Source organism: Pseudarthrobacter sp. CCNWLW217, assembly GCF_037203985.1.
Lineage (GTDB): Bacteria > Actinomycetota > Actinomycetes > Actinomycetales > Micrococcaceae > Arthrobacter.
In genome coordinates, this window is record NZ_JBBCBT010000007.1 from 155,589 (window position 1) to 179,559 (window position 23,971).

A 23,971-nucleotide genomic window follows, 5' to 3' on the forward strand; every position below is an offset into this window, starting at 1 on the left:
CCAGCTTGCGCTGGGGCTGAATGACCAAGCCGCGTTAATCCGGCGAAAACGCACGGTTCAACTCAGCGTGCCTGAACGGCGGACTGTCGGGGTGATTTCGGAGGAACTTGGTTGCTGCCGTGACTGGTTGGATTCAGCAGCGTACGTGAGAAGTACTTTGAGCCAGACGTTCGACGCCGAGGTGGCCGCTCATATCGCCCTCGCTTCACGCGCCGTCCCGCTCGACGATCTGCTGGGCGGCGGCATCCGTGCCATCGCCCAGCGTCTCACGTCCGCGTCCCGCCCTGCGCAGAGAGCTGGCACGTAACCGAGGCCTTCATAACCAAGCGCGCGCCCTCAAGGTCACTGGGTCGTGATGTCCTGGTAAGCGGGCAGGTCGATCTGCGGACCGCGCACCGAACGGACCAGCGACAGCGCCATGTGACCGTAGCGCCAGCTGATCTCCTCTGCGGAAAGCGCTCCATCCGGGCGGTACCAGCGGGCGACGAAAGTGCACATCACAGTGATCGCGCGGCTAGCCTCCAAGGGCCACGGGGTGAGGAAGAGCCCATCGCGGCATCCGTCCTCGACCGCCGTGTCGAAGATCCTCTGCAGCTTATCGCGCTGTGCGATGTGTCTGGCGCGGTTCTCCGCTTCGAGGCTGCGGATCTCGCTGTTGACAACGAAGCTGGCTGCAACATCCGAGGTATTCCACAGCACGTGCGACTGAGCGGCGGCGAAGAGGCGGGCGACAGGATCCGAGCCGGCCCTGCTCACGGCATCCTCGGTCGCCTGGATAGACTTCGTCAGGAAGCCCTCGAGGATCTCCATCAGCAGATCCTGCTTGGAGCCGTAATAGTGGTAAACCGCGGCACCTGTCACCCCCGCAGCCTGCGCGACGTCCCGGACCGACGATCCCTCGTACCCGCGCTCGTGGAAGCATTTGAGCGCGGCATCAATGATCGCACCTTTTCCCGGTCGTGCAGAGGAATGCGTTCCCTCTTTGGTCATTTCGGCCTCCTCAGCACTCCGCGCAGATGTCCTCCAATATCGGTAGCCACCGCATCCCCTGTAAGCATGTCGCCCTCAGCGCCCGGAGGCCGTGTCCGTGGTGCTGTGACGTCGAGCATCCCGACCGTCTCCCCCAGGATCATCTGCGCCACAAGACTACCAAACAAGGGCCCCATCGTGAGGCCGCCGGCTCCGTACCCTGTTGCGACGAACAACCCAGAGTGGCCGGGGACGGCACCCACCACAGGTATGGAGTCTCCGGACATCGGACGCAGACCTACCCGAGTCTCGATCAAGGCAGCATCGGCGAGCCCGGGCGCGATGGAGAGCGCGTCGCGCAGGACCTGCAACTGCCCCTGAGCGGTGACGTGCGGAACGAATCCGGAATCGTTCTCGCGCGTCGCGCCGACGACCACGCGTCCGTCATCGAAGGAGGCAAGGTAATGGGGCGCGAGGGGATGCACGCTAGGCCAGGCGGAGGTATCTGCATTATCGAGGCGCAGGTGCGTGATCTGCCCGCGCTGCGGATGCACAGGTACGTCCAGCCCCAGGCCGGCCAGTATCTCGCCGCTCCATGAACCTGCGGTCAAGACGACGGCGTCCGCGGGAAGCGGCTCGCGGCCCACGATGACATCGGTGCCGCCGGCGAGCGACGCCTCGCCAGTCCTCGTCTCACCACCGAGCCGTCGGCCGGCGTCGATCAGCGCGTCCCGCAGTGTCCGTCCATCGACGCGGCCTCCGCCCTCGATGTGGATCGCATCCAAGCCCTCTGCCAGAGGCGGGAACAGATGACGGGCGGAGGTGCCATCGATGCGTTCGACCTGCCCCATGGCCTCCCCATGCGCCGCCCGGCGAGACTCCAGCAGTTCCTGGGCTTCGTCGAGTGCGTGCGCATCCCGGTTGACGAGCAGACTTCCCGTGCGGCGGTAGTCAGTGTGGGTGACGCCAACCTCTGCCAGCTGAGACAGTAACTCGGGATAGTAGGCCGCCCCCGCGGCGTACAGGTCGAAGTACGGTCCAATTGCCTCTGACGACCAGGGCTGGATGATCCCTGCACTGGCGGCGGTGGCCTGTCCCACCGCTCTGTCGTCGACGAGGGTCACTTGCACGCCCCGGCGTGCGAGGGCGAAGAACGTGCTGGAGCCGGCGATCCCGGCGCCCACGATGACGATCGACTGCATCGCATCACCCTTTCGTTCCGGCGGGGTCGTCCCCCGCCCACGACGTCTGTGTCGCAGAACTGGATTGACTGCCTGACCAGGAACTCACGGAGGTCGTGAGTTCCTTGAGTTTTAGCACGACGCGGATGGAGAGACCGACATTCGTGCCGCGCGCCAGCCGGATCGGCTGGCCCAGTCAGCGAGCTCCTCCTCGTGGGCCTCCAGGCAGTCGGCCAACCCTCGCAGGATCGCCACGCGCTGCTCCTCCGTCGTCGCCGACCAAATAGGGAAGGCAGCTACCGCGGTCGCAAGGGCCTCTCGGACGTCCCCGGGAGAGGCTGAATGCACGTTCGCGATAACCGCGTCAGTCACGCGGTTCTCGACGGAGAAGGGTTCCCCGTTGATCACGATGCATCTTGCAAAATAGGGTCCCCAAAGATCGCTCTGCGTTAATCCCACCGTCACCACACTCCTTCTAACCGCTCAATTCTTCAAGCAATGCGCGATTAATAAACTAATCATATGTTTAGAACGATAGTCGCAGAGGAGCCGCGACACAAGGCGAACCCGGTGCGGGAGCCTCAGGCTCGTAAGCAATAAGTATGTGTGTCTGCAGGGTCTGCTTCCTCTGACATGGACAAGCTCCTGGCGGAGTTCGCCCTGGCTTACCCGGACAGCCCGGCACACTTGGCGTATCTGTGCTTGCTCGACAACCATGGGACGAAAAAAGTTCAACTTCGAGACCCGGCAGTGGTACGTCGACGCGGACGGGCCCAGGATTGAGCTGTTGTAGGAGTCCCCCACAGCCACGCCTATGGTCAGCGAGGATGGGCTCATCTGGAGGCGAGCCCGGCCCTCAGGGTATGGCGAAGTGTTCGTCGACCCTGTCGGTATGCGGACGCTCATCCGGACAGTAGACCGATGCCAAGGCGGGCCCCGGGTTCATCCCCGTAGCGGACGCAGGCGCTGACGGTCCTCCCGGACCACCATCCGCCGCTTGTCGTCAGATGTTCGCGGTAGTACCGGTCCGCGTAAAACACGCCATCGGGATCCCAGCCGAAGTCATGTGGAACGTTGGCTCCAAGGAATCTTGACCGCACGCGGTCCCGGTCAGCGGTGTCGACTTGTGCCGTGAACTGGCAAACCACGCCATGCCCTCGGCAGATCGTTCTCGGATGGCACTTCGCCCGATCTTCTCAATGCTCGGAGCGGTACACGAGGACGCGACCAGCAAGATTGCCAGAGCGCAAGCAAGCTCCTGCCACGTGTCATCGATCCCCAAAGGGTCGATGGCCTCAGTAGCGGCGTCTTGGTCTAACGGGGTGACGCCATACTTCGTTACGCGGGATGATCCCCAGAAATATGTGCGCTGCTGGTTATCCGGAGCGCAATATCTGAGGTGGCTGATCTGGTAAACCCTGCGCGCGCTTCTGGGCCAGCGCCGCACCCAGAGATCCTTGTCAATTAGCAATATGAGGAACCAAATGCCATGTTTCCAGAGGTGTCCGCGTTGGCAGCGGGTGCTGCAACTGCGGCTCCCGCACAATTACTTCACCGCCTGGATGATCAAAACCGCCCCGGACCTCCGCGGTGCCCGGCCCGTGGACTGCCTCCGTGAGATGGCGGGGCTGTACCGTGCCATGGAGGGCTTCGCGACGAATCTGCCGGGTCGTCGGCAGCAAGCACCCCGAGCCAATTAGGCTGATCCCGTGGAACTCATCGGAACAATCCAGCGCGCCGACGGCAGCATCGACTACATCACCGCCGACGGTGACAGCTACGACACCACCAAGGCCGCCCTCGAGGCGGCCGTCCCGGAAGGCACGAAGCTGATAGCCATCCGAAAGGACAAGTGACCTGCCATGCCCGAACACAGGCGAAAGGCACCGCACCCGGAATGGGTCCTGATGTACCGGCAGGGCATCGCGTCGCCGAAGATTGGCGCCGAAGCAGGCGTAGCAAAAAGCACCGTACGCTACCACCTCCATATCGCAGCCCAGGCCGACCCATCCATCCGGCACGAACATCGGGCCGCGGCAGGTGCACCGGGCCAACCCTCCGGCGCGGGGTTACGGAACATGGAAAACATCATCGCCCTGTACAAAGCGGAGAGCAGGCTCCCCTACTTCAAGGGCCCCTCATCGCGGGAACGGGCACTCGCGGTGTGGCTGCAGCGACGACGGCAGGACGCAAACCGGGACGCCCTCTCCCCCATCTACAGGGAAGGCCTGAAGGCAATTCCCGGATGGGACCAACAGCCGAGCCGCAAAGCCAAAGATGAAGCACGCTGGCACCAGTGCCTGACCGAGCTGATCGACTACATGGCAACCGGCAACAACTGGCCCCGACACAAGAAAACCGATAGCGAGCAAGAGCGGACCCTGGGCATCTGGCTACACACCCAACGGATGAAGCACCGATCCGGCGAACTGGACCATGACAAGGAAACGCGGCTGGATGCTGATCTTCCGGGCTGGCGGGCTGGGAGGGTGCGCGGGCGCAAACCCCTCACATAACTCTCCGCCCGGCCTTTCGCCCTTGTTAGGGTGCCGCAGCAATGCCTGCCTTGGTTCGTTCAGCCGAGTTGGTCGCTCTCGAGCTGGGCGGCGTGGGACATCACAGCGAAGTTCGGCACAAGCCAGAATGGGGCCATGGAGAAACAAACCGCCCTGCAGCCCAGGATCGCCCTTTTTGGAATGCGATCCAACGCTGGCCCTCTCGATAACGTGACCATCACCTTTAGCCCCGGAGTGACCTCCCTTTACGGGCAAAATGGTGCAGGGAAGACATGGATCCTGGATGCTTTGAGGCACACCTTGCGGGGGCATGCGACGGGGATCACTCAATTGTTCTGTGAATTCGAACCTGGCTCCCCTGGTTATAAGTGGACCTTGGATCAAGTAGCACGAGCAGCCCGTGACAGCAGGCCCTCCGACGCAACACTGAATCTCGATAGAAAATTGCTGCGTGAGGCTATTGAGGCGTGGTTTGACCGCGGTGGCCGGTATCTCAAGACTTACTACAACGAGGGCGACATTCCCTCCGACCTGGTGGACGAATTAGCCACGGTAACGACATTCGCGTTCATCCCGACGGGTGACTTGGAACCTAATTGGGACATCTGGTTATGCATGCCACGCGACATGGCTGGCTTTCCTGCCTGCGCCCGGGTGGTAGCTAACTACTGCCGCGTCGTTGAAGAAGCAGCTCAAGCGGAAGAGCGTCACATGCAGGAGTTCGCAGCCTTGGAATCGGGCGAACTTGGGGACCTGACCGACGAACAATACGACGCTAAATATTGGGAGTTGGACCAGCGATTCGAGAAGGAGGTCATGCCACTGGCGTGGGACCCTCTCTACGAGCCCCTGGCGGCTTTGCTTTGGGAGTATGCGTATCGACCCGATCCCGGCACGGCCCAACGATGGATGGCCCCTATGCTGGCCGACAACTTCCCGATTCCCATGGTTAAACTCTTTGCCTCCCAGGAGATTCCGCTCGTGCTGGAAGATGACGAAGACGCGACAGACGTTGATGCTGCCACAGCCAAGGCTTTCGCTGCCGCTTTCGGCGAAAAGCTCAGCGTCGCTGAGGATTCCCTCGCCCTGACCGACAGCATGAAGCAATGGGCGGTCAGCCTCAACGATGTGGCGAACGATGTCTATGCCTCGCTGTTGCAGGATGCGCCCCGCCTGACGTTAGAGGTGCGCAAGTTGGGCAGGTGGGCCGTGGAAGGTGCGATGCACTGGCACGTTGCATATGGCGACTACGGGAGCAGCAAGATCCCCCTTGCCAGACTGTCCCGCTCGGAAACCCGCTGGGCGCGAATAGCGGTCCGCCGGGCACTGGACCTGACTGGAGCGACAACCGCCCTGATCATCGATGAGCCCGAGGCAGCACTTCACCGAGCCGCCGAACGACATATGGCACGAGGACTCGACGGACTCACCACACTAGGACCGCAGGTCGTAGTTGCGACCCATTCTCCAGAGGTCCTCAATGCACAAACGACTGGACTGATCCACGTCTCCAAGGTCGGTAACCGAACTAGCGTGGGTCAGATCCCTGCGCTGGAACCCGAAACGCTGGAAAAGCTCGGCCTATCACCTTCGGACCTACTTGGCCTTTACAGGATTTTTCTTCTTGTAGAGGGAGAGCACGACGAGGTTGTCATCCAGGCCCTATGCGGTGACTTTCTCGAAGCCGCGCGAGTGAAGATCATTCCCGTGCGCGGTGGAAGCAATCTACCAGGGACAGTGGAGAGCCACGTGTTGTTCGACCTCAGTGATGCACATCTTGTGGCAGTCCTCGACAATGTCCACACTGAAGAAATCACCGCTGCGTGGGTGGAGGCTCAGACGCGCTACTTGTCCGGGGACGGAGAGTCAGCAATTGAGTATCTGGACAGCGAATTCAAAAAGTACAAAGGTAAAAAGGGCAAAGAGGAGTACGGGTGGATCGGCACCTGGCTCAGCCGTGCCCTCAAAAAAGGCGTTGCCGCCCGCATGAATCCCTGGGGACTGATGGCCCGCGACATCATCGAATATCTCCCCGTCGAAGTCCTGGTCCCCAATGCCGGTAAATCCTGGGATGAGCTACGGCATGAGCACGACACCGCGCTGCCATCCCTAGACAGGACCAAGCGCTTGCATGAATTCAAGACTTGGCTCGAACATGCCCACGGGGCCGATACGTCAGTGTCCAATGTCCGTCGCGCAGCAGCGTCCGCGACCGAGGTACCCGAAGAATTTCAAAAACTCGGATATCGCCTCCGCGAAATCAGTTCCCGCCCACGAAACCGGTGATGCGGCGTTTCAATGGGTAAAGCGAAGCACAACCATCTTCTTGATGGCGTTTCCTTGCTCGTATGCGCCCTACTCGTGCGGGCCGGACCCAATATAGAACAAGCGATTACGTGACTGCGGGGCAGCCATACAACTGCCGCGTCGGGTTCGGCTGTCAGTCAGGACGGCCTGCTGGTACGGCGGAAACACGCTCTTGGAGTATCGAGAGGATCTCGGACCGATAGCGTTGCTGCACTCGGTGCCTGGTTCCCTTCCTCATCTCCGAAATCAGTTTGCTGATTGACTCGGCGTGACGGAATTCCCCTCCTGCAGCGAAGAAGGCTCTCAGCCAAGGCTCCCTCTCCAAGGGATATCCACCCTCAGTGAATGCGCGGATCAATTGAACGGCGGCAGCTTTCCCGTTCCCAGTTGAGAGACCGTTGTACTGTTCGTCAACCATGCACCTGGCTGCCTCAAGCTGCACGAGGTCGGGTGCTTCGGGGCACGATCCTGTATCCAAATTCCGAGCACCCCTGCCCTCAAGCCAAATCCGCACCGTATCCATGGGCGACCAAACAACAACAAAAAGGCGCTCAATCGTATTGCTGTCAACGAGCTCCCTGAGCAATTCACAATCGTCCTGCTCATATGGATGCAGAACCGTAAGCGTTCCGTTAAAACGACTGCTTTCCTGTGCAAGCTTTCGCAACTCAGCGATCCCCACAATCCGCTGAGAGCCCTTCTCTACGGCAACATAACTGACGAACTCCATGTCCGCGCTGTCTGGCTTGTGAAGCCTCTTTGGGTCGGAAGCCGCAAATACGTAAGGAGGCTCACCGAGCCACTCGCGGATCACAGCACTTTGGGGCACCATCGCGGTAGCTTCCTGCGCCCAAGCTTCGCGGGTCATATATGCAAGTTCGGTCATGTCGGGATCCTCTCACGCCCCTCCGACAATCAAACCCAGTGGCAAGTTGGTTTGATGGCTGGAAACTCAACTTGCAGACCCGTCTGGAGGCTCGTCGCAGATGAGGGTGTAGGCCGGAGCCCACCGGTACGATCTACCCATGACCGAAACCAAAGAGATTGAGAACTCTGGATCGAACTTCACCCAAGTGCTTGACGCTGCGGCAAAGCTGCCCGGCGTTAGGATCAATAGGGCCGCCTACCTGCGAACAGCTCTCAAGCGCCACTGCACCGAGGAACAGATCGAGAGGGCAATCGCCGACAGTCCAGCGGCAGCGGGTATCCCGCTCAAAGTCATCGCTGAGGTCGCAAACACCTCTATCGCCTATGAGACGAGCAAGGTCACTGGCCTCTCAGCCCTCGCAGGTATCCCCGGCGGTCTGGCAATGATCGGCACTGTGCCAGCTGACCTCGCGCAGTACATGGGCCACATGCTTCGGATTGCCCAGAAACTTGCCTATATCTACAGTTGGCCTGATTTGTTCGCCAATGATGGCGAAGAAGTCGATGAGGCCACCGAGAGCATGCTGATCCTGTTTGTAGGTGTGATGTTCGGCGTGCAGATCGCCCAGGGTGGAGTGGCAAAAGTCGCGAGCATGATCGCCGCAAATGTGGCTAAGAAACTACCGCAGCGGGCACTCACCCAGGGGGTCATCTACCCGATCGTAAAAAAGGTCGCTGGCTATCTCGGTGTGAATATGACCAAGAAGCTCTTCGCCAGCGGACTGGCGAAGGCCATCCCCGTCGTCGGTGCAGTTTTCTCTGGAGGCCTCACCCTGGGCACATTCCTCCCCATGTCCAAGCGGCTGCAAAAGCACCTCGCCAGCCTGGAGCTGACCAAGCCAGGACACCGGACCGAAGAGGCCGAGATCATCGACGCCGAAGTCATGAATTGAATGACCGGATGATGACCGCGACTATTTGGCTTTGGCAGTGTCTTGTCGCCCAAACCCAGTTCGCAACAGAACTAACCCCATACAACTGAACACGGTGATCTCCGGCCGCAATTTGATGAGGGCGGAAGCAACAATGGAGTTGGCGGCTCGGAATTCGGGCCAGGATAAGGATGGAGGGGTCATGGATGTACCCGAGGTTCGCGAACTGGACGAAGAGTCGCTGGATGCGGTCCAGTGGGGAGAGGCTGTGCCGTACGTTGGTGGAAGTCGGGACACCTCAGAATGGATTCTGGTCCTGCTCGATGGCAACGGGAAAGTGCTGGCAGAGGAGGAGTTTAGCTTTACCGGCGACTTCCTCGATCAGGGCCTGAACACGGTCGCGAATATCCTCAATCTGAGGAAACTCGGATACAAAGGCGGCTCCTGGGTAGAAACCGAGAAGGGGTACAAAGCGCCGATCCGAAAAATAAGCTTTGGGCTGGGATAGGCCCATGGCTAATTACTTTCGAGGACCTACTACTCCCCAAATGAGACTGACGATGCTCCTTGTCGGTACTACTGCACTGATAGCCGGTATTTACAGCGGCACCCACGAGGTGGAATCGAGTGCCACAGCCGAGTGGGGTGGCCAGGTGCATGCTACATGCGGATCAGCATTTGACCCGTACCCCAGCAGGCAATTTTTTCCGGAACTCGCAGCCGCCTGTAATGCTGCCATCAGCCCATGGCTTCCCTTGGCGATTGCTCTGCTGTTTATAGCAACCGTCGTTCTCATTCGCTTCCTGTACATGCTTATCGGTCCGAAAACATCGGAGCGATAAGCACACGATTCCCAGTCGCAGCCCCCAAAGACAAATGAAAGCTCCCGCACCGCCTCCGCCTTCGTGCGTCTCACTTCCTTGGAAGTGGGACCTCCCGGCGGGACACCAGTAGCAACGGCCCAGTCCGGTGCGTGATGAAAATGGCGTTGAACGCTCAGCTGGGACCGTTGCGTTGCACCTCTCCCCTAAGGTTAGGGAGAGGCAATGTGTCAGAAGCCAGGGAGGAACACGGTCGGGGAGCTACGAAAAGGTTACGTTCCCTTCATTATCGACCTCGACCCACCGGGTATCGCCCTTGATCTTCACGCCGAGGGCGCGCTCCAGCTTGGGAAGCCAGTTCGCGGCGGTCTGATTGATGTATCGCTTGCCGTCTATCACTTCCACCGCACGGATGCTGCCGGGTCGTGAATTCCAACCGTTCACGGCACGACCGTTCCTGTATCCAGCCTTAAGGGCGAACCGGCGGATTTCTTCGGCGCCGGGGCCCTCGCCCGTCTCTGCGTAGTACCGACCAATACTGCTGATATAGACCAGCGAGCACATGTCCTGGAACTTCTGGTCCGCCTCTCTGTCGGGTGTGGCCTTCATCGGGAGCGGGTCAGTCAGTGGGTCGAACAAGACCGGCTCGGCGGCCGCGGGTGCCCATGTAATGTCCTCGGACCGGGTCATCGAGCTGAAGTCCTCCTCCTCGGCGCCGTGAATCGTAGTGAGGAACGCCTCGGCAGCAGCGGCAAGTGCTCGACTGAGGTCATCTGCGTTGTATGTGCTCATAATAATCAGTCCTTTGTAGTTCGAGTAGGTGCTTTAGCACCGCTTAGCTTGATATAGGACACGATAGCTCAGGTGCTAGCACAATACAATCCCCCTCGAATGACCCTGTAGGACCGAGTAGTACCTTCGTCTACCTAGCATGTGGGCTTGGCGCCGGGGGGAGCGCTTAACGGAACGTGCAGCGGGATCTGCCCCTGATTGCTCGCCCAAGAACAGGGGCACACGTCCTGCTCTTAGCTGGCCACGCTGACGAGACCCCTATGGACGGCGGCTGTTAGCCGGTCGTCTAATTTTGTCGGTGGGTGCTGGTAGCTTTGGCCTCGCTTACATCACATTGGTCGTCGCATCTGCGGCGCAGCGCGCAGAAGAGGACGACTATGCCAATTTCGGAGACGTATGAGTGGTGGTTGCTGGCAGGGATGGCCGGCTTTGCGGCCGAGGCTGATAATCCCTGGGCGCACCTATCACTTCGGGGTCGACGGTGAGTCAGCGAGGGGCCAGTCGCCGTCCACGTCGTGACGAGTGGGAGGGACAGGCCGACCTATTCTCGATAGAGCCAGAGGGCTATGTCTTGGAGAGGTTGGCCAGCCTCGACTGGCCGGCGGCTGACCAGTTTCCCGTCAACCACACGGGCGCGCGAGTGCGGGCAGTGGTGTGGAGCGATCTGGTCTCATCCGACTCGCCGCTGGTCGTTGCGGGTTTTTCCTCGATTGCCGAACTGGTTGATCTCATTGCAGCCTGGGATCGAGAGCCTCATGGTGCACCAGCGAAGGCGAGAGTGCTGCTCGGCACGGAGCCGTTCGCATCGGCCAGGTCCAGCTTCGCCTCGGCTGAGGTGACGTTTACCGATGAGGTCCGGAAGTTCTGGCTTGAGGAAGAGGGCGTGTCCCTGCGGCTGTCGGCGAAGGTTCTCCGCGTCCTCAAAGTATTGGATGAGGGTCGGCTGGATGTTCGCTTTGTTGATGGGTCCACGCGACTGCACGCGAAAATCTATGTTGGATCGGAAGCGGCGACCACTGGATCGAGCAATTTCACAAGTGCTGGCCTCAGCAACCAGATCGAGGCGAACACCAGATTTCAGCGGCGCGCCGATTCGCACCGCTACCGGGACCTGATCAAGGTGGCGGAGAACTATTGGAGTGTCGGGCAACCGTGGAATGACCAGTTTCGTGAGCTGTTGCGCGCCCTTCTTCGGTTTGTTCCTTGGCAGGAGGCGCTGGCTAGGGCGTGTTCTGACCTGTTGGACGGGGCCTGGGCCAAGCGCTATCTGTCCAGCGACGCTGCAGGCTCTCAGCTTTGGCCGTCACAGGTATCCGGGATCGCTCAGGCCCTTTGGATCGTGGAGAATGTCGGCAGTGTCCTCGTTGCCGATGCCACCGGCTCGGGCAAGACGCGGATGGGGGCCCACTTGGTCCGTGCTGTGCGGGACCGGTTGTGGAGCACAGGCCGTGTGAGGCGTGATCTCACAGTGCTGGTGTGTCCGCCGTCGGTGGAGAACACCTGGTATCGCGAGGCGGTCTCATGTGGAGTCTCAATAAACACAGTCTCACACGGACTGCTGAGCCGGCAGTCAGAGGACGGACCACGTGCGCAGGAGCTGGCGGTGAAGAACGCGCAGATTCTCGCCGTAGACGAAGGCCATAACTTCCTAAGCCAAGGCTCGAACCGTACTCGTCAGGTCCGGGAGAGCCTAGCCGAGCATGTCCTGCTGTTCACGGCGACGCCGATCAACCGGGGCTCCGCTGACCTTCTCCAGCTGGTCGGTCTCCTGGGGGCGGACAACTTCGAGGACGACACCCTGGATGTTTTAGAGAAGCTCGAACGACGCCGTAGCCAAAGCATTGAGATCTCATCGGAGCAGCAGGAGTTGCTTCGGCGCGAGATCCAGCGATTCACCGTACGGCGCACGAAGCGAATGCTGAACGCCATGGTCAACGACAATCCCGAGGCCTATCGGCACCCCGTGACGCGGCGGGTCTGCCAATACCCGCGACACGAGTCCATACCGTATCCCACAGGAGAGAGCTGCGAGGATGAGGCGGCCGCGGCCAGAGTGCGTAAAGCATCGGCAGACCTGACCGGCATAGCTCTGCTCGGGAACCAGATCGCAGTCCCACTAACACTCGCTCAAGACTTCACGGACGAGCGCTGGCTCGAAAGCCGACTCGCGGCCGCCCGCGGACTCGCCAACCACCATGTCGTGACAGCTATGCGGTCGTCCAAGGCGGCACTCATCGAGCACGTCGCCGGAACCGAGGAAGCGGTCAGGCGATGTTCAATCCCTAGCGCGTTCAAGCCAAAGCCGACAGGAAATATGCTTGAATCCGTCGCCAGGCTCGCCCGCCAGGGACCTCCGGAGATTGTCCTCACTTGCGAAGTGCCGCCCTGGCTCACGGACGTCGATGCATGGCAGGACGCCTGCCAGCAGGAAATCGAGCGCTACAGCACGATCCTCAACGCGGCCGAACAGCTGTCGACGACACGCGAACAGACCAAGGCCGACCTCATTACACAGCTCAGCCGGAAACACTCCCGAGTCATAGCCTTCGACCATCACCTCATCACCCTCTCGTCGATCCAACCGCTCATCGACAAGGGCGGCACACCGGTGATTGTTGCAACCGGTGCCAACACGAGGAACCGTAAGGAGGTGGAGCGCGTCTTCGCGCCGGACAGCCATGCCCCTGGGATAGCGCTGTGCTCCGATGCCATGAACGAGGGACTCAACCTGCAGGGCGCTTCGGCTATGGTCCACTTCGACGTACCAACGACCCTTCGAGTCGCCGAGCAGCGGGTCGGGCGGGTCGACCGGATGGACAGCCGGCACGATGCGATCGAAGTCTACTGGCCACGCGATGGCGCATTATTCGCCACCCGCGCCAACGAGCTCCTCGCGGCCCGCGCTCAGGAAAGTACCTCACTACTGGGCTCGAACCTTCAGGTCCCGAATCTCACGGAGGGGCAGGAAATCGTCGCGATCGAGCAACACATCGCCACTCTGGAAGCTGGTGGGGACGAATCCTGGGACGGCATCCGCGATGCACTCGACCCCGTGCGCCGGCTGGTTGAGGGACAGGACGCGCTAATCCCTCGCCCCGTGTACGAGGAGCACCGCACCACCACGCATCGCGTGCTCGCCCGCGTCAGCCCTATCAGGTCCACAACGCCCTGGGCATTCCTTGCCGTCGCTGGCGTCGGACACGGCGCCCCGCGCTGGATCCTGCTTGAGGGGACGGACGCTCAACCCATTATCGGTCTGGAGAACATCGTGCAACCTCTCCGCGAGAAACTCAGCGACGACCCGCCCAGCCTTCCCTTCGATCCAAGCTGCGAGGAGTGGCTGAACCGATATCTCACAGCCGCCACGCGCTTCGAACGGCTACTACTTCCACGGCGCCTACTGAGGGCACTCGATCAAATGACTCAAGTCACCGAACATTGGGCAATCAACGCCGCACGAAGAGGAGACCATGAGTCGAACGAGCGATGGCGGAACGTCCGCACACTGGCCGCACCCAGCGATGAGACACACCCTGACCCCTACTTGATAGCCGAGAGATGGCTCGAACTCGTCCAACCGTTACTCAACGAAGCCCGCAGCGCACGCAAGGGCTCCCGCTACCTTCGCCTCAAACACATCACGCCGAAACTCCGCGCAGAGCCGCTTGACATCGAACTCGTTGAGGCAATGTTCACAGGCCTCCCGCTCGGGGCGCCACTGGCAAAGCGCGTTACAGCCTGCATCCTGGGTGTCCCCGATGCCACTCCAACGACGGCAGGCGCTTAGTTCCGCGGAATCGTCGGAGTCGCGGAACCAGGACGGCTTTGGTGGAACATACCTTTTCTCGTGGCCTCGTGGTCAGGACGGTGGATTACCGAACCATGGTGGAGACCGGGGTGAGGTAGAACAGGCATCCCTGGTTCGGCTTGTACTCGCCAACTTCGGCGGTAAACCGGAATTTGTCGCCCTCGGCCACGTAGGACGGAACGCTGTTGCGGGCTAATTTGAGGTCGAACATATTCACGTCTTCGTACTTGAACGCGGGCCCCGCCGTGGTCTTCGGCCCTGCGTCGCCGGGACCCACAAGGATGTCGTACCGGGTGTCTTGCTTCTGCTCCTGATCGGAACTGCGACCATTGTTCCTTACAGTCAGCAGGCGACTGCTGTCCCGAGTAGGTAACCTCCCCACCAAAGCACAACATCTGCCAAAGATTGTCCGGGTTTTCTTGCCCGTTGCGCAGGGTTGGCGAAGGATTCGGCCATGCCCCTTACATCCGACGATCGGCTATGAGCATGATCCATACATGCTGACTGGCCGCGGGGGCTGCTTGGATTCACCGATACGGGGAGAATTTTGAATAAGAGGCAGTCTGACTCTCGGGCCATCGGACAGAAGCATCAGCGCTGGCGTGCGAAGCCGCGCTCCGTACTGACCGCAGTGGGGCTGGTTGCTGCAGCCGTAGGTACCGCTTGTGGTTATCTGCTGCCTGTGGGGCTCTACTGCTCCGGCGCTTTCGTACCCCAGAAAGCGTCACTAGAAGAAGGAGCTAGGGGGATGGTCACGGCCACCCTCACGACCTGCCGTGCCAATGCGAAACAATACTCACCCATCTGGACGGCTGTCATCGTCGTCGGCCTCATCCTCTTCACGATCGGCCTCCTGTGGTTGATTGTCGTTAGAGCAAGGGCAGCAGCCACCAAGAATGGCCGATCCGGGACTGCAGCGGCACCGGCTATAGCCACCGAGCGGCCAGACCATGCCCGATCAGCTCCCATTTGGCCGCTGCTGCTGGGGCTTGCGATCATCGGTGTTGGTATCTTGCTCGGTTACACAGCAGGCGTGGGGCCGTACTGCGACGGGGCCTTCACGCAACAGACGTCTGCTGCCGGCGCCGACATCGCCAGCGCAATGAGCGGAAAGCTGTCGAACTACTCCGACAAGTGCCGAGCAGCTGCCGGTCAGCAATCGGTGATCTACTGGGGCATCATTGGTTTCGGCGGAGCTGTCTTCGTCGTCGGCCTCGTGCTGAAAACAGTACTAGGGCGTCGCCAATCGACCGGTTCCCGACCAAGCACTATTGCTGATGATTTGGAGCAGCTCGCACGGCTGCTCGAGCGTGGTGTCCTAACGCAAGATGAGTTCGCCCGGCAGAAGGAGAAGCTCCTGAGCCGAGGGTAGCTAGGTCTATCAGCACGCGCCGGCCCAACGCGCCTTCCTCGTCCGTCACCCTCGGTGTGCCGGCGGGCATACGACCGCCGGATATGCCATACGACGCCGGCGGTAGGCTCCGAATATCACTAACACTCAGGGAAACTTGCAGCCTGTTCCCAGGATCAGCGGGGGAATGGTTGGAACGGATCTGTACAAACGACTTCGAAAAACCGATGCCAGCTGCCGTAACCTGGGTGTCCCAGAAGCTACTCCAAAACTAGAGGCGTGCTACGCGGCCGCGGTTGCGACTTATGGGACGTCATATCGGCTAAGGGCCCGAGTCAGTGATGAGATGCTGACGCTAAGTATTTGGGCCGTCTCCTTCAAAGTTTTTCCTTGGCTGCTCAGCTGCCGGGCCGCCTCCGTCCTAGAGGGAGTCATCGTTCGAGGGCGGCCGCCGAGCCGCCCGGAGCTGTCGCCGCCGCTAAGCCGGCCTTCGTCCGTTCAGACAACCGAGACCGTTCGTACTCTGCGAGGGAAGCGAACAAGTCAATCTCAGCTTGCCCTGTGCGCTAGTGGTAGCCAACCACGGTTCAGCGAGAGAGCGGAATCCTATCCCCACTGTCCCAGCACCGTCACAATGTCAGCAAGGTCTGCAGTACTGCGCCCCAGCCTGGTCAGATCAGCAACAGTCAGAACATTGCCTGGCTGCAGGTAGTCCAAGCATTCCTTCCGTCGCACCCTCGCTTGGGTGGCGCCGGAGGCGTACTCCTGAAACACGCGGACGGCCCCTGCAGCGACGAGTGCATCCACTTGGGAATCCAAAGATTTCCCCCGGTACTGGCCCTCGCGTAACCAATGCGCGGCTTTTATGCCTGCACATGCACACTGAACCCATGCTTGATTTGACTGTTCTTGAAGAAATGGACTTCGCGAAACCCAGAAACTTTTGGACCATGAACCGCAAAGAGCCTCCCAAAGAGTTCGGCGTCTACGTCATCCTCCGGCCAGACAGTGGCCCACCATCATTTCTCCAAACCAGCACGGCCGGAACGTACCGCAAAGACCCGACGACTCGTCCGAGTTCGCACTTATACAGCCGGTGGGTCGCTGGAACTCACATCATGTACATAGGAGCAGCAGGACTTAGCCCGGAGAACAAAACAACTCTTAGAGGCCGCCTTAGCGCCTATCAGCGCTACGGCCGCGGCCAAAACGGCGTCTCCCATGAAGGTGGGAACCTCATATGGCAATTAGAAGACGTCAAAGACCTAACGGTCACCTGGAAACAAACCCCTGGCATCCCCGGCAAGGTACTCGAGGACAAGCTGTTGGCACTCTTTGAGCTAGCGCACCGTCGTTTGCCCTTCGCCAATGGAAGACATTAACCCGATGCTGCGGGACGAACGCGCCTTCGATGACGTCCCGGGCGGCGTATCCTAGTCCATCCGATCACTCCACGACCTCCAGAGCGGGCAGCTGTTCCACGATCTTCACCGTTTCCACCGACACGGTAACGATGCGTTTGATAAGGTCCACGATATAGCGGGGGTTGCCGATTTCACGGCAGTAGTCGTTGGGGTCATTGGTGATCTGGGAGTCCTTGTAGGTCGTGACCTGGTAGCGGTCCATGATCCACTCAAGCGCTGACTTGCCGTTGACCTGGTAGTCGTAGGCCGCCTCCGGGATGCCGCTCAGCGTGATCCGCTGGTTGTAGACGATGCTTGAGCGGTCCTTCCGGGCGCCGAAGGACAACTTGTTGACATAATAAAAACGGTATTCGTCACCCTCGGACGCACCTCTTGTGATTTCCTCTAGCGGGAATGGTTCCACATCTTCATAGTGGAGGTGAAGTTCGGCGAGGTTGCGTCCGGCCTGGCTGTAGCCCAAGAAATCTTGAACCTTTGGGATGCGCGGGAGCATCTTCATCAGATCCGCCCTGTACCGCTCTCTATACTCCGGGCTGTGAAGCAAACCGTAGACGTAGTAGAAAATATCCTCCTTGCTCAGCTGCGGATCCTCGTAAAAACCGCGGTATGTCGACAAGGTGGCGTCAGTAATGTTGTCCTTGCGCCGGTACCCGTCGATTACGGCGGGATCTGCTTCCGCAAACAGGTCGCCCTGCGGTGCTGCGGATAAAGGTTCGTAACTGTAGAGGCTGTAGGCGCTGCCTGTGTGAACGAGGTGAAGATTCGGCACGCAGTCAACTACGAACGGGCTGAACTGCTTTGAAGCCCCTGGGCTACTCAGGTACAGGGCAACATTGGGATGGGCCGGTGTGGGGAACAGCGCCGGTAACTGGCCTGGACGTTCTATGAGGCCTGCGTCGAAGTAGACGCTCTGCCGACAGAATGGCCGGTACATCCCGGTTCTCAGGCTATTAGGGACAAACGCCAGCGCCTGACCCCTTTTGAAACGCTGTAACAGTCCAGGACTCCAACTAATCTTTTGCGGATCCATCGTTGGCTCGGACTGGTTGTTGATTCTTTCTGCCTCAAAGGTAGAAATCAAGAGCTGAACTTGCTTCTCCACCTCAATCCCGGAGTAGCCATAAACCCACTCATCGCGGTTGGACTTCAGGCCGTTGGAGTAGTTCTGAAAGATGCCCGGGGTGACGGTCTTGCCCTTAGTGACCTTGTCACCAATGGGCTGGAAGGTGTCGTATCGCTCATCCCGGTGGTTGATCCAGTCACCATGATCATTGGGGCTGATGGGTTCCCAATCGGTACCCTCCATCGACTGCTCGATTTCGAGGATGTCGAGCTTCTGCTCCCGAGTGAGGTAGTCGCCGATGTCTCGATACTGGATGTCCGCCGGTCCGGTGTGAGCCGAGTTCTTGATCAGGATGGCAATTGCAACTTGAGTGCGGGAACCACTCCCGAATATCTTGCCGCCTTCCTTGCGTGACGTTTCACCGGACGTGCGCTGGTTTCCACGGAGGTTGTAGACGAAGATTCGGCTGAACTCAGTGGCAAAGGTCTTGCGGATGCCGCCTGCAGTATTTCCGTCAATGAAGGACCCGTTGGAAACAAACGCGATGACGCCGTCGTCCTTGATTCGGTTTGAGGCCCATCGGATGCCGCGGATGTAGGAGTCAAATAGGCTGTTCTTGAGAGTCGCCGTTGAAAGCCTCGCGTATGTATTGGTGATGGATTCATCCAACACAGGGTATTTCTGGTTCTGGTTGTTGTCGTTTGCGCTCGTCTGGCCACCTGAATAAGGCGGGTTCATGACGATGACGCGGATGTCCTGGTTCTTCTGCCTCTTCACGCGATCCGAGTTCTCCGGGAAGACGACGGAGTCGAAAGCACCGTCGGATTCGTTGAGCTGGAAGGTGTCCGTCAGGGCAATGCCATTGAACGGGGCGTAGCCGTGGTTGAGACCGTGCTTAGTAGATTCTTCGGCGAAGACGGTCTCGATATTTATGGCCGCGATGTAGTAGCTGAGGAGAACAACCTCGTTGGCGAAAAGTTCCTGGGTGTATTTGCGGTGCAGATCCTCCGGCTTGATCAGCCCGGACTGCAGCAGCCGAGTGACGAACGTGCCGGTCCCGACAAATGGTTCCAGTATTGAGACCCCTTCGTCGGAAAGACTCTTGCCGAATTCAAGCCGCAGGGCGGCATCTGCGGAGCGGAGGATGTAGTCCACCACGGGGACCGGGGTGAAGACGATGCCGAGCCGGTCGGCCACGCGGGGAAAGGCCTTGCGGAAGAAGTTGTCGTACAGCTCCAGAATGATCTTCTGCTTCGCTCCGGCGTTGTCGATGGACTTAACCCGGGCCCGAACGGAATCATAGAACTTCTCTAGCCCGGCGCGTTCCTTCTCGAATGCAGAGTGGTCATCCAACTGGTTCAGGATGTTCTGCATCGATACGGACACGGGGTTGTGTTCGGTGAAATTGGAATCCTTGAACATCGCGTCAAAGACCGGCTTAGTGACGAGGTGCTGGGCCAGCATTTCGACGGCCTGTGCCTGGTCTATCTCTGGGTTCAGGTTCTCCTGCAGTCCCTGGATGAAATCGTCGAAGGCTTTTCGGTGTTCCGGATTCGCGTCCGTCAGCAAAGCGTTGATGAGTGTGATGTGTTTGTTCGCGATGTCTGCGATGTCTTTGGACCAGTCTTCCCAATACATGCGGTTGCCGCACTTGTCCACGATCTTCGCGTAGACCGAGTCCTTCCATTCCTCGGCCGGGAACTGCAGGGCCGGCTGCTCATAGCCCGGCCCCCCGTCGCCGTTCTCACGGCCATCCGGAGCGCTAGGCTGTCCATCTCCCCCACCGGCGTTGCCACCGACATTGGTCCGGGCCTTCTTTTTCGGGGAAAGGTCCACGGTATCCACAAGAATGGATTCGGGTGCCTTGTCGTTGAGTTCGATCTGGTTGATTGCCGCGTCCATCCGTTCATCGTGGGCGCGGAGAGCCTGAAGGACTTGCCAGACGACCTTGTAGCGGGTGTTGTCCCGCAGCGCCTCGGAGGTGGACATGCCTTCAGGGATGGCGATGGGGAGGATGATGTACCCGAACTGCTTTCCCTTGGAGATGCGCATGACCCGGCCTACGGCCTGGATGACGTCGACCATGGAGTTGCGCGGGTTTAGGAAGAGCACAGCATCCAGGGAAGGGACGTCCACCCCTTCGGTGAGGCAGCGGGCGTTGGTGAGGATCCTGCAGACGGGCTGTTCCTTGGGGCTGTCGAGGTCTTCCTTGAGCCAGTCGAGCCGTTCTGCGCGGGTGATGGCGTTGAACCCGCCGTCGACGTGCTTGACCTCGACTCTCAGGTCGTCAGTCGGGTCGTCGTTGTCTAGATTGGTCAGGTGCACCCGTACCAGATCCGGGAATTCGGACTCGACAAGCTTGGAGGATTTGATGTCACGGTTGAATGCCACCGCCCGTTTCATCGGTGCCAGGTCGTTGCCAAACGAGACTTCGTGTGCGCCGGAGCGGCGCTTGGCCAAGCCGTTCCAGCAGCCAATGAGCTTGGCGACGTCATCGATCTGCAGTTCCATGTCTGAATCCGCCAGCTGGCCCTGGAAGCTGGAAACCACCTGTGTCTCGTCCACACCCAGGACCAGGACCTTATAGTCCGTTAGGAGCTTTTTCGTGACGGCTTCGCCGAAGCCGATCCGGTAGAACACCTGCCCGTAGAGGGTTTCGTCGTCCATGGAGCACAGGATCGCGTCCCGCTCCAGGGCTTTGTTCTTGGTGTCGTCGTTGAACAACCGCGGGGTGGCCGTCATGTACAGCCGTTTGGCGCCCGCGACAACGTCGTTGCGGTGGACCTTGACGAAGTGGGAGTCCTCAGTGCCGGCCAGGGTGGCTCCGGTGGTGCGGTGAGCCTCGTCGCAGATGATCAGGTCGAAGTCCGGCAGCCCGGCTTTCTGTGCCTGAGACACCGCGTCAATGGACTGGTAGGTGGAAAACACCACCGTCATTCCCTCGTCCAGTTCACGGGTCCCCATGGCCTCCACGAGGGTGGCCCCATCCGTGGTAGCCGGAATCTGCAGGTCATGGATAGCCACGTCCGTGAAATCGGAATTCTTCTGCCGGCCGACCTTGGTGTCGGAGCAGACCGCGTAGGCGTGCATCGTCTGAGTGGTCTCGTCCGACCATTCCTTCAACGACTGGGACATCAGCGCCAGGGAAGGGACCAGGAACAAGATCCGGACGTGAGTCTCCTGCTCGGCGAACCGCTCGGCAATCTTTAGGGCGGTGAAGGTTTTGCCGGTACCACAAGCCATAATTAGCTTTCCGCGATGGTTGGTTTCGAAGCCTTTCATGGCTGCGCTGACCGCTTCATGCTGATGAGTGCGCAGCTGCTTCTTCTCATGCAGTTTGGGGGCCTTGGAGGGGTCAGTCAGCTCGTAGGTGGCCCAGTCGATATTGGAGTTGCGGAAGTCGGTGAGCCCGATGCGCTGAATAGGCAGGTGCTGGTTGTCCAGCATTTCCTCCGCATTGACTGACCAGTCCCGCCCGGTTGTGTCCACGATGAGCCGGTGCGTGAAGGGAGGTTTCCCGGATGCGGAAATGAACGAGTCAATGTCCGATTTCTGGATCCGGTGGCCCTCGGCGTAGAACTTGCACTGGATGGCCGTGAAGCCGCCGTCCTGGCGTTCGGCCACCAGATCGATGCCATTGTCCTTCTTGCCGTTGCGCTCCGGCCAGTCCCTCCACAACCAGATGTTTCGGTACTGCGGAGCCTGGACGCCGTCCTTCTCCAGATACCGGCCGACGAGCTGTTCAAAGTAATTGCCCTTCATTCGCTCCGAATCTGCGAGGTCACGGTACGAATCGAGCAGTACATCGAACGTCGTTGCCAAAGAGAACCCCCGGAGATGAGAAGCATGCCAATCCGGCGTGAACCGGTTCCTCTGATCATATGATCTTCGGCGCCGCCCAACACCGTTGCGCCGCCATGGCACACGGGGTCATCACCCGTCGCACGACCTTTTTGATCAGATAGAAGGTCGTCGTTCGACGTGCGCAGAGGATGTCGGGGCCAGCAACTAAGGTTTGTAAAAAAGAAGGAGAAATAATGGCGCTTGAGTTGGACCTACTCATGAAGACCTTGTCAGAACGGACTGCGAAGAAGTTCGAGCGGATGCCCTCGGTTGCACTCAAGGACGGCTCATTCGACGTTGAAAAGCTTCCGGTCGACAAGGCCGAGTGGCACAGGCTGACAAACCTTGTAGCGGTTATGTTCGATCTGAAGTCTTCAACGAACTTGGAGAAGGGCCGTATGCCGGCGAGCACGGCGAGCATCTATGACGCGGGCGTTGGTGGTGTCGTTCATATTCTCGGCGCACTAGATGCAGATTTTGTGGACATCCAGGGCGATGGCGGCTTCGGTTTGTTCTGGGGTGACCGCCGGTATGAGCGCGCTTTGTGCGCAGCAATTTCCACCCACACCTTCAGCGATGACTTCGAGAGCCAGCTGAAGGCGAAGTGGCCGGAGGCCCCTTCCACGGGTTTCAAAGTTGGAATAGCCAGCGGCCCAATTCTGGCCAAACGCGTTGGCCTGACGAGGCACTTGGACATGCAGGAGCCTGTCTGGGCTGGCCGGCCCGTTAACTATGCCGCCAAGGCTGCGCAGCAGACAGAACCCGGCAAAACACTGGTCACGGGCAGTGTCTGGGACGCCGTTGCAGGCAACGACTACCTTGTGTTCTCTTGCGGGTGCAACGGCGAAGTTCAAGGTGGGGCGCCATCACTTCTTTGGGAAGAGCAGACTCTGGACAAAATTCCGGATGCTGAAAAGTTTGGCCAAGCCCTCAAGAGTGGCTGGTGCATCAACCACCGGGAGGAGTACTCCAACGCCATCTTGCAGGGGGAAACGCACCGATCAGATATCCCAGAGAAGTTGCGGAGCCAGCAGACATTGCTGGCCTCGGGCTCGGAAGGCATAAAGGTGGTTGCGCGAAAGGAGCGCGAAAACATGCGTAAGAGCCTCGAGGCGGAGTTGCAGGATTTGAAGGGAGATCCGCGATTTTCCCCTCGGTCGGTGGAACGCTGATGGGTTGGGGGGAAAAAAAGCCGCAACAAACTCCGTATCTTCAGCTTGCCTCTAACATTCTCCGCGAGGCTCGTGAAGAACTGGTGCGGGCCGATGGAAAGGCCTCATTGCTGCTTGCAGCTACCGGCATAATCATCGGCGCACTGTTGGCCGCATTTCTCGCCGGCACCTGGCATCCCTCCAAGCTGAAGGATTGTGTGGAGTGGCTTTGGTGGGTAGGTACAGCAGTCGGCTCGCTCGGAACACTGGCTCTCGCAGCGGCCGTCTTTCCCCGCACCAAGTACCGGTCCAATCGCCGACCAGGGATTGTCGCCTACTTCGGAGACGTCGTCGGGCTGTCCTCAGAAGAACTGCAGAGAGGTCTCGAAGGGACGGCTAGGAACGAAGGCAGCGCCTGCCTGGATCAGGTGAAAGCTATATCCTTCGTCGTCGATAAGAAGTACCGGTGGATCCAGACGGGCATGGTCTTGTTAGGTGTGTCTGCCCTGTGCTGTGTTCTGGCAGTCCTCATTGACGGCTGGATGTAGAGAGAAATGCAAAGGGTGAAGGCCAGGCAAGGAGCCGGATCGAGGCGGTGAGCCCCAAAGAGCCGAAGTTTCGTGTTCTGGCGCAAAAAGCGGCAGGGCCAGCGCGAGCCGACCCTGCCGTTCGCCATAGCCCCGGCGGCGCCTCTGTGACGTCGGAGATGATGACCCGACACTGCGGGCCCAAGGTGGCAAGCAGGCGCCTGAGGGCTTTGGGACTCCGCCAGGATTCTTGGACAGCGACGACGTCGAACCGGGAGATCGCTGCGGCCAGGCAGGCGACCGCGTGCCAGTCCCGCTTTGGCGAGTCCCTGGGCCCCCCACTTATCAGTCAGGTCACCCAAGGCGCGGATGTTCCAGCTCCCGACCAGGAGGTTGGACCCCACCTTCCCAGGGATAGC

At 59.8% G+C, this 23,971-nt stretch carries 20 protein-coding genes; 11 read left to right on the forward strand and 9 right to left on the reverse strand.

Annotated elements, in window-relative coordinates; all coding sequences use genetic code 11:
* Positions 1–145: 145 nt before the first annotated feature.
* Positions 146–307: a hypothetical protein gene (locus V9L18_RS10330; RefSeq protein WP_337347070.1), complete on the forward strand. Its 162-nt coding sequence runs from the start codon at positions 146–148 to the stop codon at positions 305–307.
* 35 nt (positions 308–342) lie between these two features.
* Here V9L18_RS10330 and V9L18_RS10335 read toward each other — a convergent pair whose 3' ends face one another.
* From V9L18_RS10335 to V9L18_RS22050, 3 genes are all read right to left on the reverse strand, one after another.
* Positions 343–990, reverse strand: a complete 648-nt coding sequence (locus V9L18_RS10335; protein ID WP_337347071.1) for a TetR/AcrR family transcriptional regulator — start codon at positions 988–990, stop codon at positions 343–345.
* On the reverse strand, positions 987–2,171 hold the full coding sequence (locus V9L18_RS10340; RefSeq protein WP_337347072.1) for an NAD(P)/FAD-dependent oxidoreductase: 1,185 nt from the start codon (positions 2,169–2,171) through the stop codon (positions 987–989). The genes V9L18_RS10335 and V9L18_RS10340 overlap by 4 nt, the downstream gene beginning before the upstream one ends.
* A 111-nt stretch (positions 2,172–2,282) precedes the next feature.
* Positions 2,283–2,618 (reverse strand): aldehyde dehydrogenase family protein, encoded by a 336-nt coding sequence (locus tag V9L18_RS22050; protein WP_443198060.1) that lies wholly within the window; start codon positions 2,616–2,618, stop codon positions 2,283–2,285.
* A 1,241-nt stretch (positions 2,619–3,859) separates the two neighbouring features.
* On the opposite strand from V9L18_RS22050, the gene V9L18_RS10345 reads away from it, so the two are divergent.
* The 3 genes from V9L18_RS10345 (at position 3,860) to V9L18_RS10355 (ending at position 6,952) form a co-directional block, all read left to right on the forward strand.
* Positions 3,860–4,006 (forward strand): hypothetical protein, encoded by a 147-nt coding sequence (locus V9L18_RS10345; RefSeq protein WP_337347073.1) that lies wholly within the window; start codon positions 3,860–3,862, stop codon positions 4,004–4,006.
* A 6-nt stretch (positions 4,007–4,012) separates the two neighbouring features.
* A complete protein-coding gene (locus V9L18_RS10350) occupies positions 4,013–4,666 on the forward strand; it encodes a helicase associated domain-containing protein (RefSeq protein ID WP_337347074.1) in 654 nt (217 codons plus the stop codon).
* 135 nt (positions 4,667–4,801) lie between these two features.
* The gene (locus tag V9L18_RS10355; RefSeq protein ID WP_337347075.1) at positions 4,802–6,952 is read left to right on the forward strand and encodes an AAA family ATPase; all 2,151 of its coding nucleotides are present in this window, start codon (positions 4,802–4,804) and stop codon (positions 6,950–6,952) included.
* Positions 6,953–7,106: 154 nt separating this feature from the next.
* Here V9L18_RS10355 and V9L18_RS10360 read toward each other — a convergent pair whose 3' ends face one another.
* Entirely contained in the window at positions 7,107–7,859 is a 753-nt protein-coding gene (locus V9L18_RS10360; RefSeq protein WP_337347076.1) for a hypothetical protein, read from the reverse strand.
* A 139-nt stretch (positions 7,860–7,998) separates the two neighbouring features.
* On the opposite strand from V9L18_RS10360, the gene V9L18_RS10365 reads away from it, so the two are divergent.
* Both V9L18_RS10365 and V9L18_RS10370 read left to right on the forward strand, forming a co-directional pair.
* Positions 7,999–8,793, forward strand: coding sequence for a hypothetical protein (locus V9L18_RS10365; RefSeq protein WP_337347077.1), 795 nt, complete (start codon positions 7,999–8,001; stop codon positions 8,791–8,793).
* Between the two features lie 181 nt (positions 8,794–8,974).
* Positions 8,975–9,280, forward strand: a complete 306-nt coding sequence (locus V9L18_RS10370; protein WP_337347078.1) for a hypothetical protein — start codon at positions 8,975–8,977, stop codon at positions 9,278–9,280.
* 574 nt (positions 9,281–9,854) lie between these two features.
* Here the strand turns inward: V9L18_RS10370 and V9L18_RS10375 are convergent.
* Positions 9,855–10,385, reverse strand: coding sequence for a hypothetical protein (locus V9L18_RS10375; protein WP_337347079.1), 531 nt, complete (start codon positions 10,383–10,385; stop codon positions 9,855–9,857).
* A 580-nt stretch (positions 10,386–10,965) separates the two neighbouring features.
* Here V9L18_RS10375 and V9L18_RS10380 point away from each other — a divergent pair.
* On the forward strand, positions 10,966–14,172 hold the full coding sequence (locus tag V9L18_RS10380) for an SNF2-related protein (protein WP_337347080.1): 3,207 nt from the start codon (positions 10,966–10,968) through the stop codon (positions 14,170–14,172).
* Between the two features lie 85 nt (positions 14,173–14,257).
* Here the strand turns inward: V9L18_RS10380 and V9L18_RS10385 are convergent, their stop codons facing one another.
* Positions 14,258–14,575 carry a DUF4839 domain-containing protein gene (locus tag V9L18_RS10385; RefSeq protein WP_337347081.1) on the reverse strand — a complete coding sequence of 106 codons (318 nt, stop codon included), beginning with the start codon at positions 14,573–14,575 and terminating at the stop codon, positions 14,258–14,260.
* Positions 14,576–14,941: 366 nt separating this feature from the next.
* Between V9L18_RS10385 and V9L18_RS10390 the strand changes: the two genes are divergently transcribed.
* On the forward strand, positions 14,942–15,565 hold the full coding sequence (locus V9L18_RS10390; RefSeq protein WP_337347082.1) for an SHOCT domain-containing protein: 624 nt from the start codon (positions 14,942–14,944) through the stop codon (positions 15,563–15,565).
* A gap of 410 nt (positions 15,566–15,975) precedes the next feature.
* Here V9L18_RS10390 and V9L18_RS10395 read toward each other — a convergent pair whose 3' ends face one another.
* Both V9L18_RS10395 and V9L18_RS10400 read right to left on the reverse strand, forming a co-directional pair.
* The gene (locus tag V9L18_RS10395) at positions 15,976–16,086 is read right to left on the reverse strand and encodes a recombinase family protein (protein ID WP_337347083.1); all 111 of its coding nucleotides are present in this window, start codon (positions 16,084–16,086) and stop codon (positions 15,976–15,978) included.
* Between the two features lie 64 nt (positions 16,087–16,150).
* Entirely contained in the window at positions 16,151–16,351 is a 201-nt protein-coding gene (locus V9L18_RS10400) for a recombinase family protein (protein ID WP_337347084.1), read from the reverse strand.
* A gap of 83 nt (positions 16,352–16,434) precedes the next feature.
* Here V9L18_RS10400 and V9L18_RS10405 point away from each other — a divergent pair, with 83 nt between their 5' ends.
* The gene (locus V9L18_RS10405; protein ID WP_337347085.1) at positions 16,435–16,926 is read left to right on the forward strand and encodes a hypothetical protein; all 492 of its coding nucleotides are present in this window, start codon (positions 16,435–16,437) and stop codon (positions 16,924–16,926) included.
* 64 nt (positions 16,927–16,990) lie between these two features.
* On the opposite strand, the gene V9L18_RS10410 is transcribed toward V9L18_RS10405, so the two are convergent.
* Positions 16,991–21,853, reverse strand: a complete 4,863-nt coding sequence (locus tag V9L18_RS10410; RefSeq protein WP_337347086.1) for a DEAD/DEAH box helicase — start codon at positions 21,851–21,853, stop codon at positions 16,991–16,993.
* 215 nt (positions 21,854–22,068) lie between these two features.
* Here V9L18_RS10410 and V9L18_RS10415 point away from each other — a divergent pair, with 215 nt between their 5' ends.
* Both V9L18_RS10415 and V9L18_RS10420 read left to right on the forward strand, forming a co-directional pair.
* Complete coding sequence (locus V9L18_RS10415; RefSeq protein WP_337347087.1) at positions 22,069–23,046, forward strand: hypothetical protein; 978 nt, start codon at positions 22,069–22,071, stop codon at positions 23,044–23,046.
* Positions 23,046–23,573 (forward strand): Pycsar system effector family protein, encoded by a 528-nt coding sequence (locus V9L18_RS10420; protein ID WP_337347088.1) that lies wholly within the window; start codon positions 23,046–23,048, stop codon positions 23,571–23,573. The genes V9L18_RS10415 and V9L18_RS10420 overlap by 1 nt, the downstream gene beginning before the upstream one ends.
* Positions 23,574–23,971: the final 398 nt, after the last annotated feature.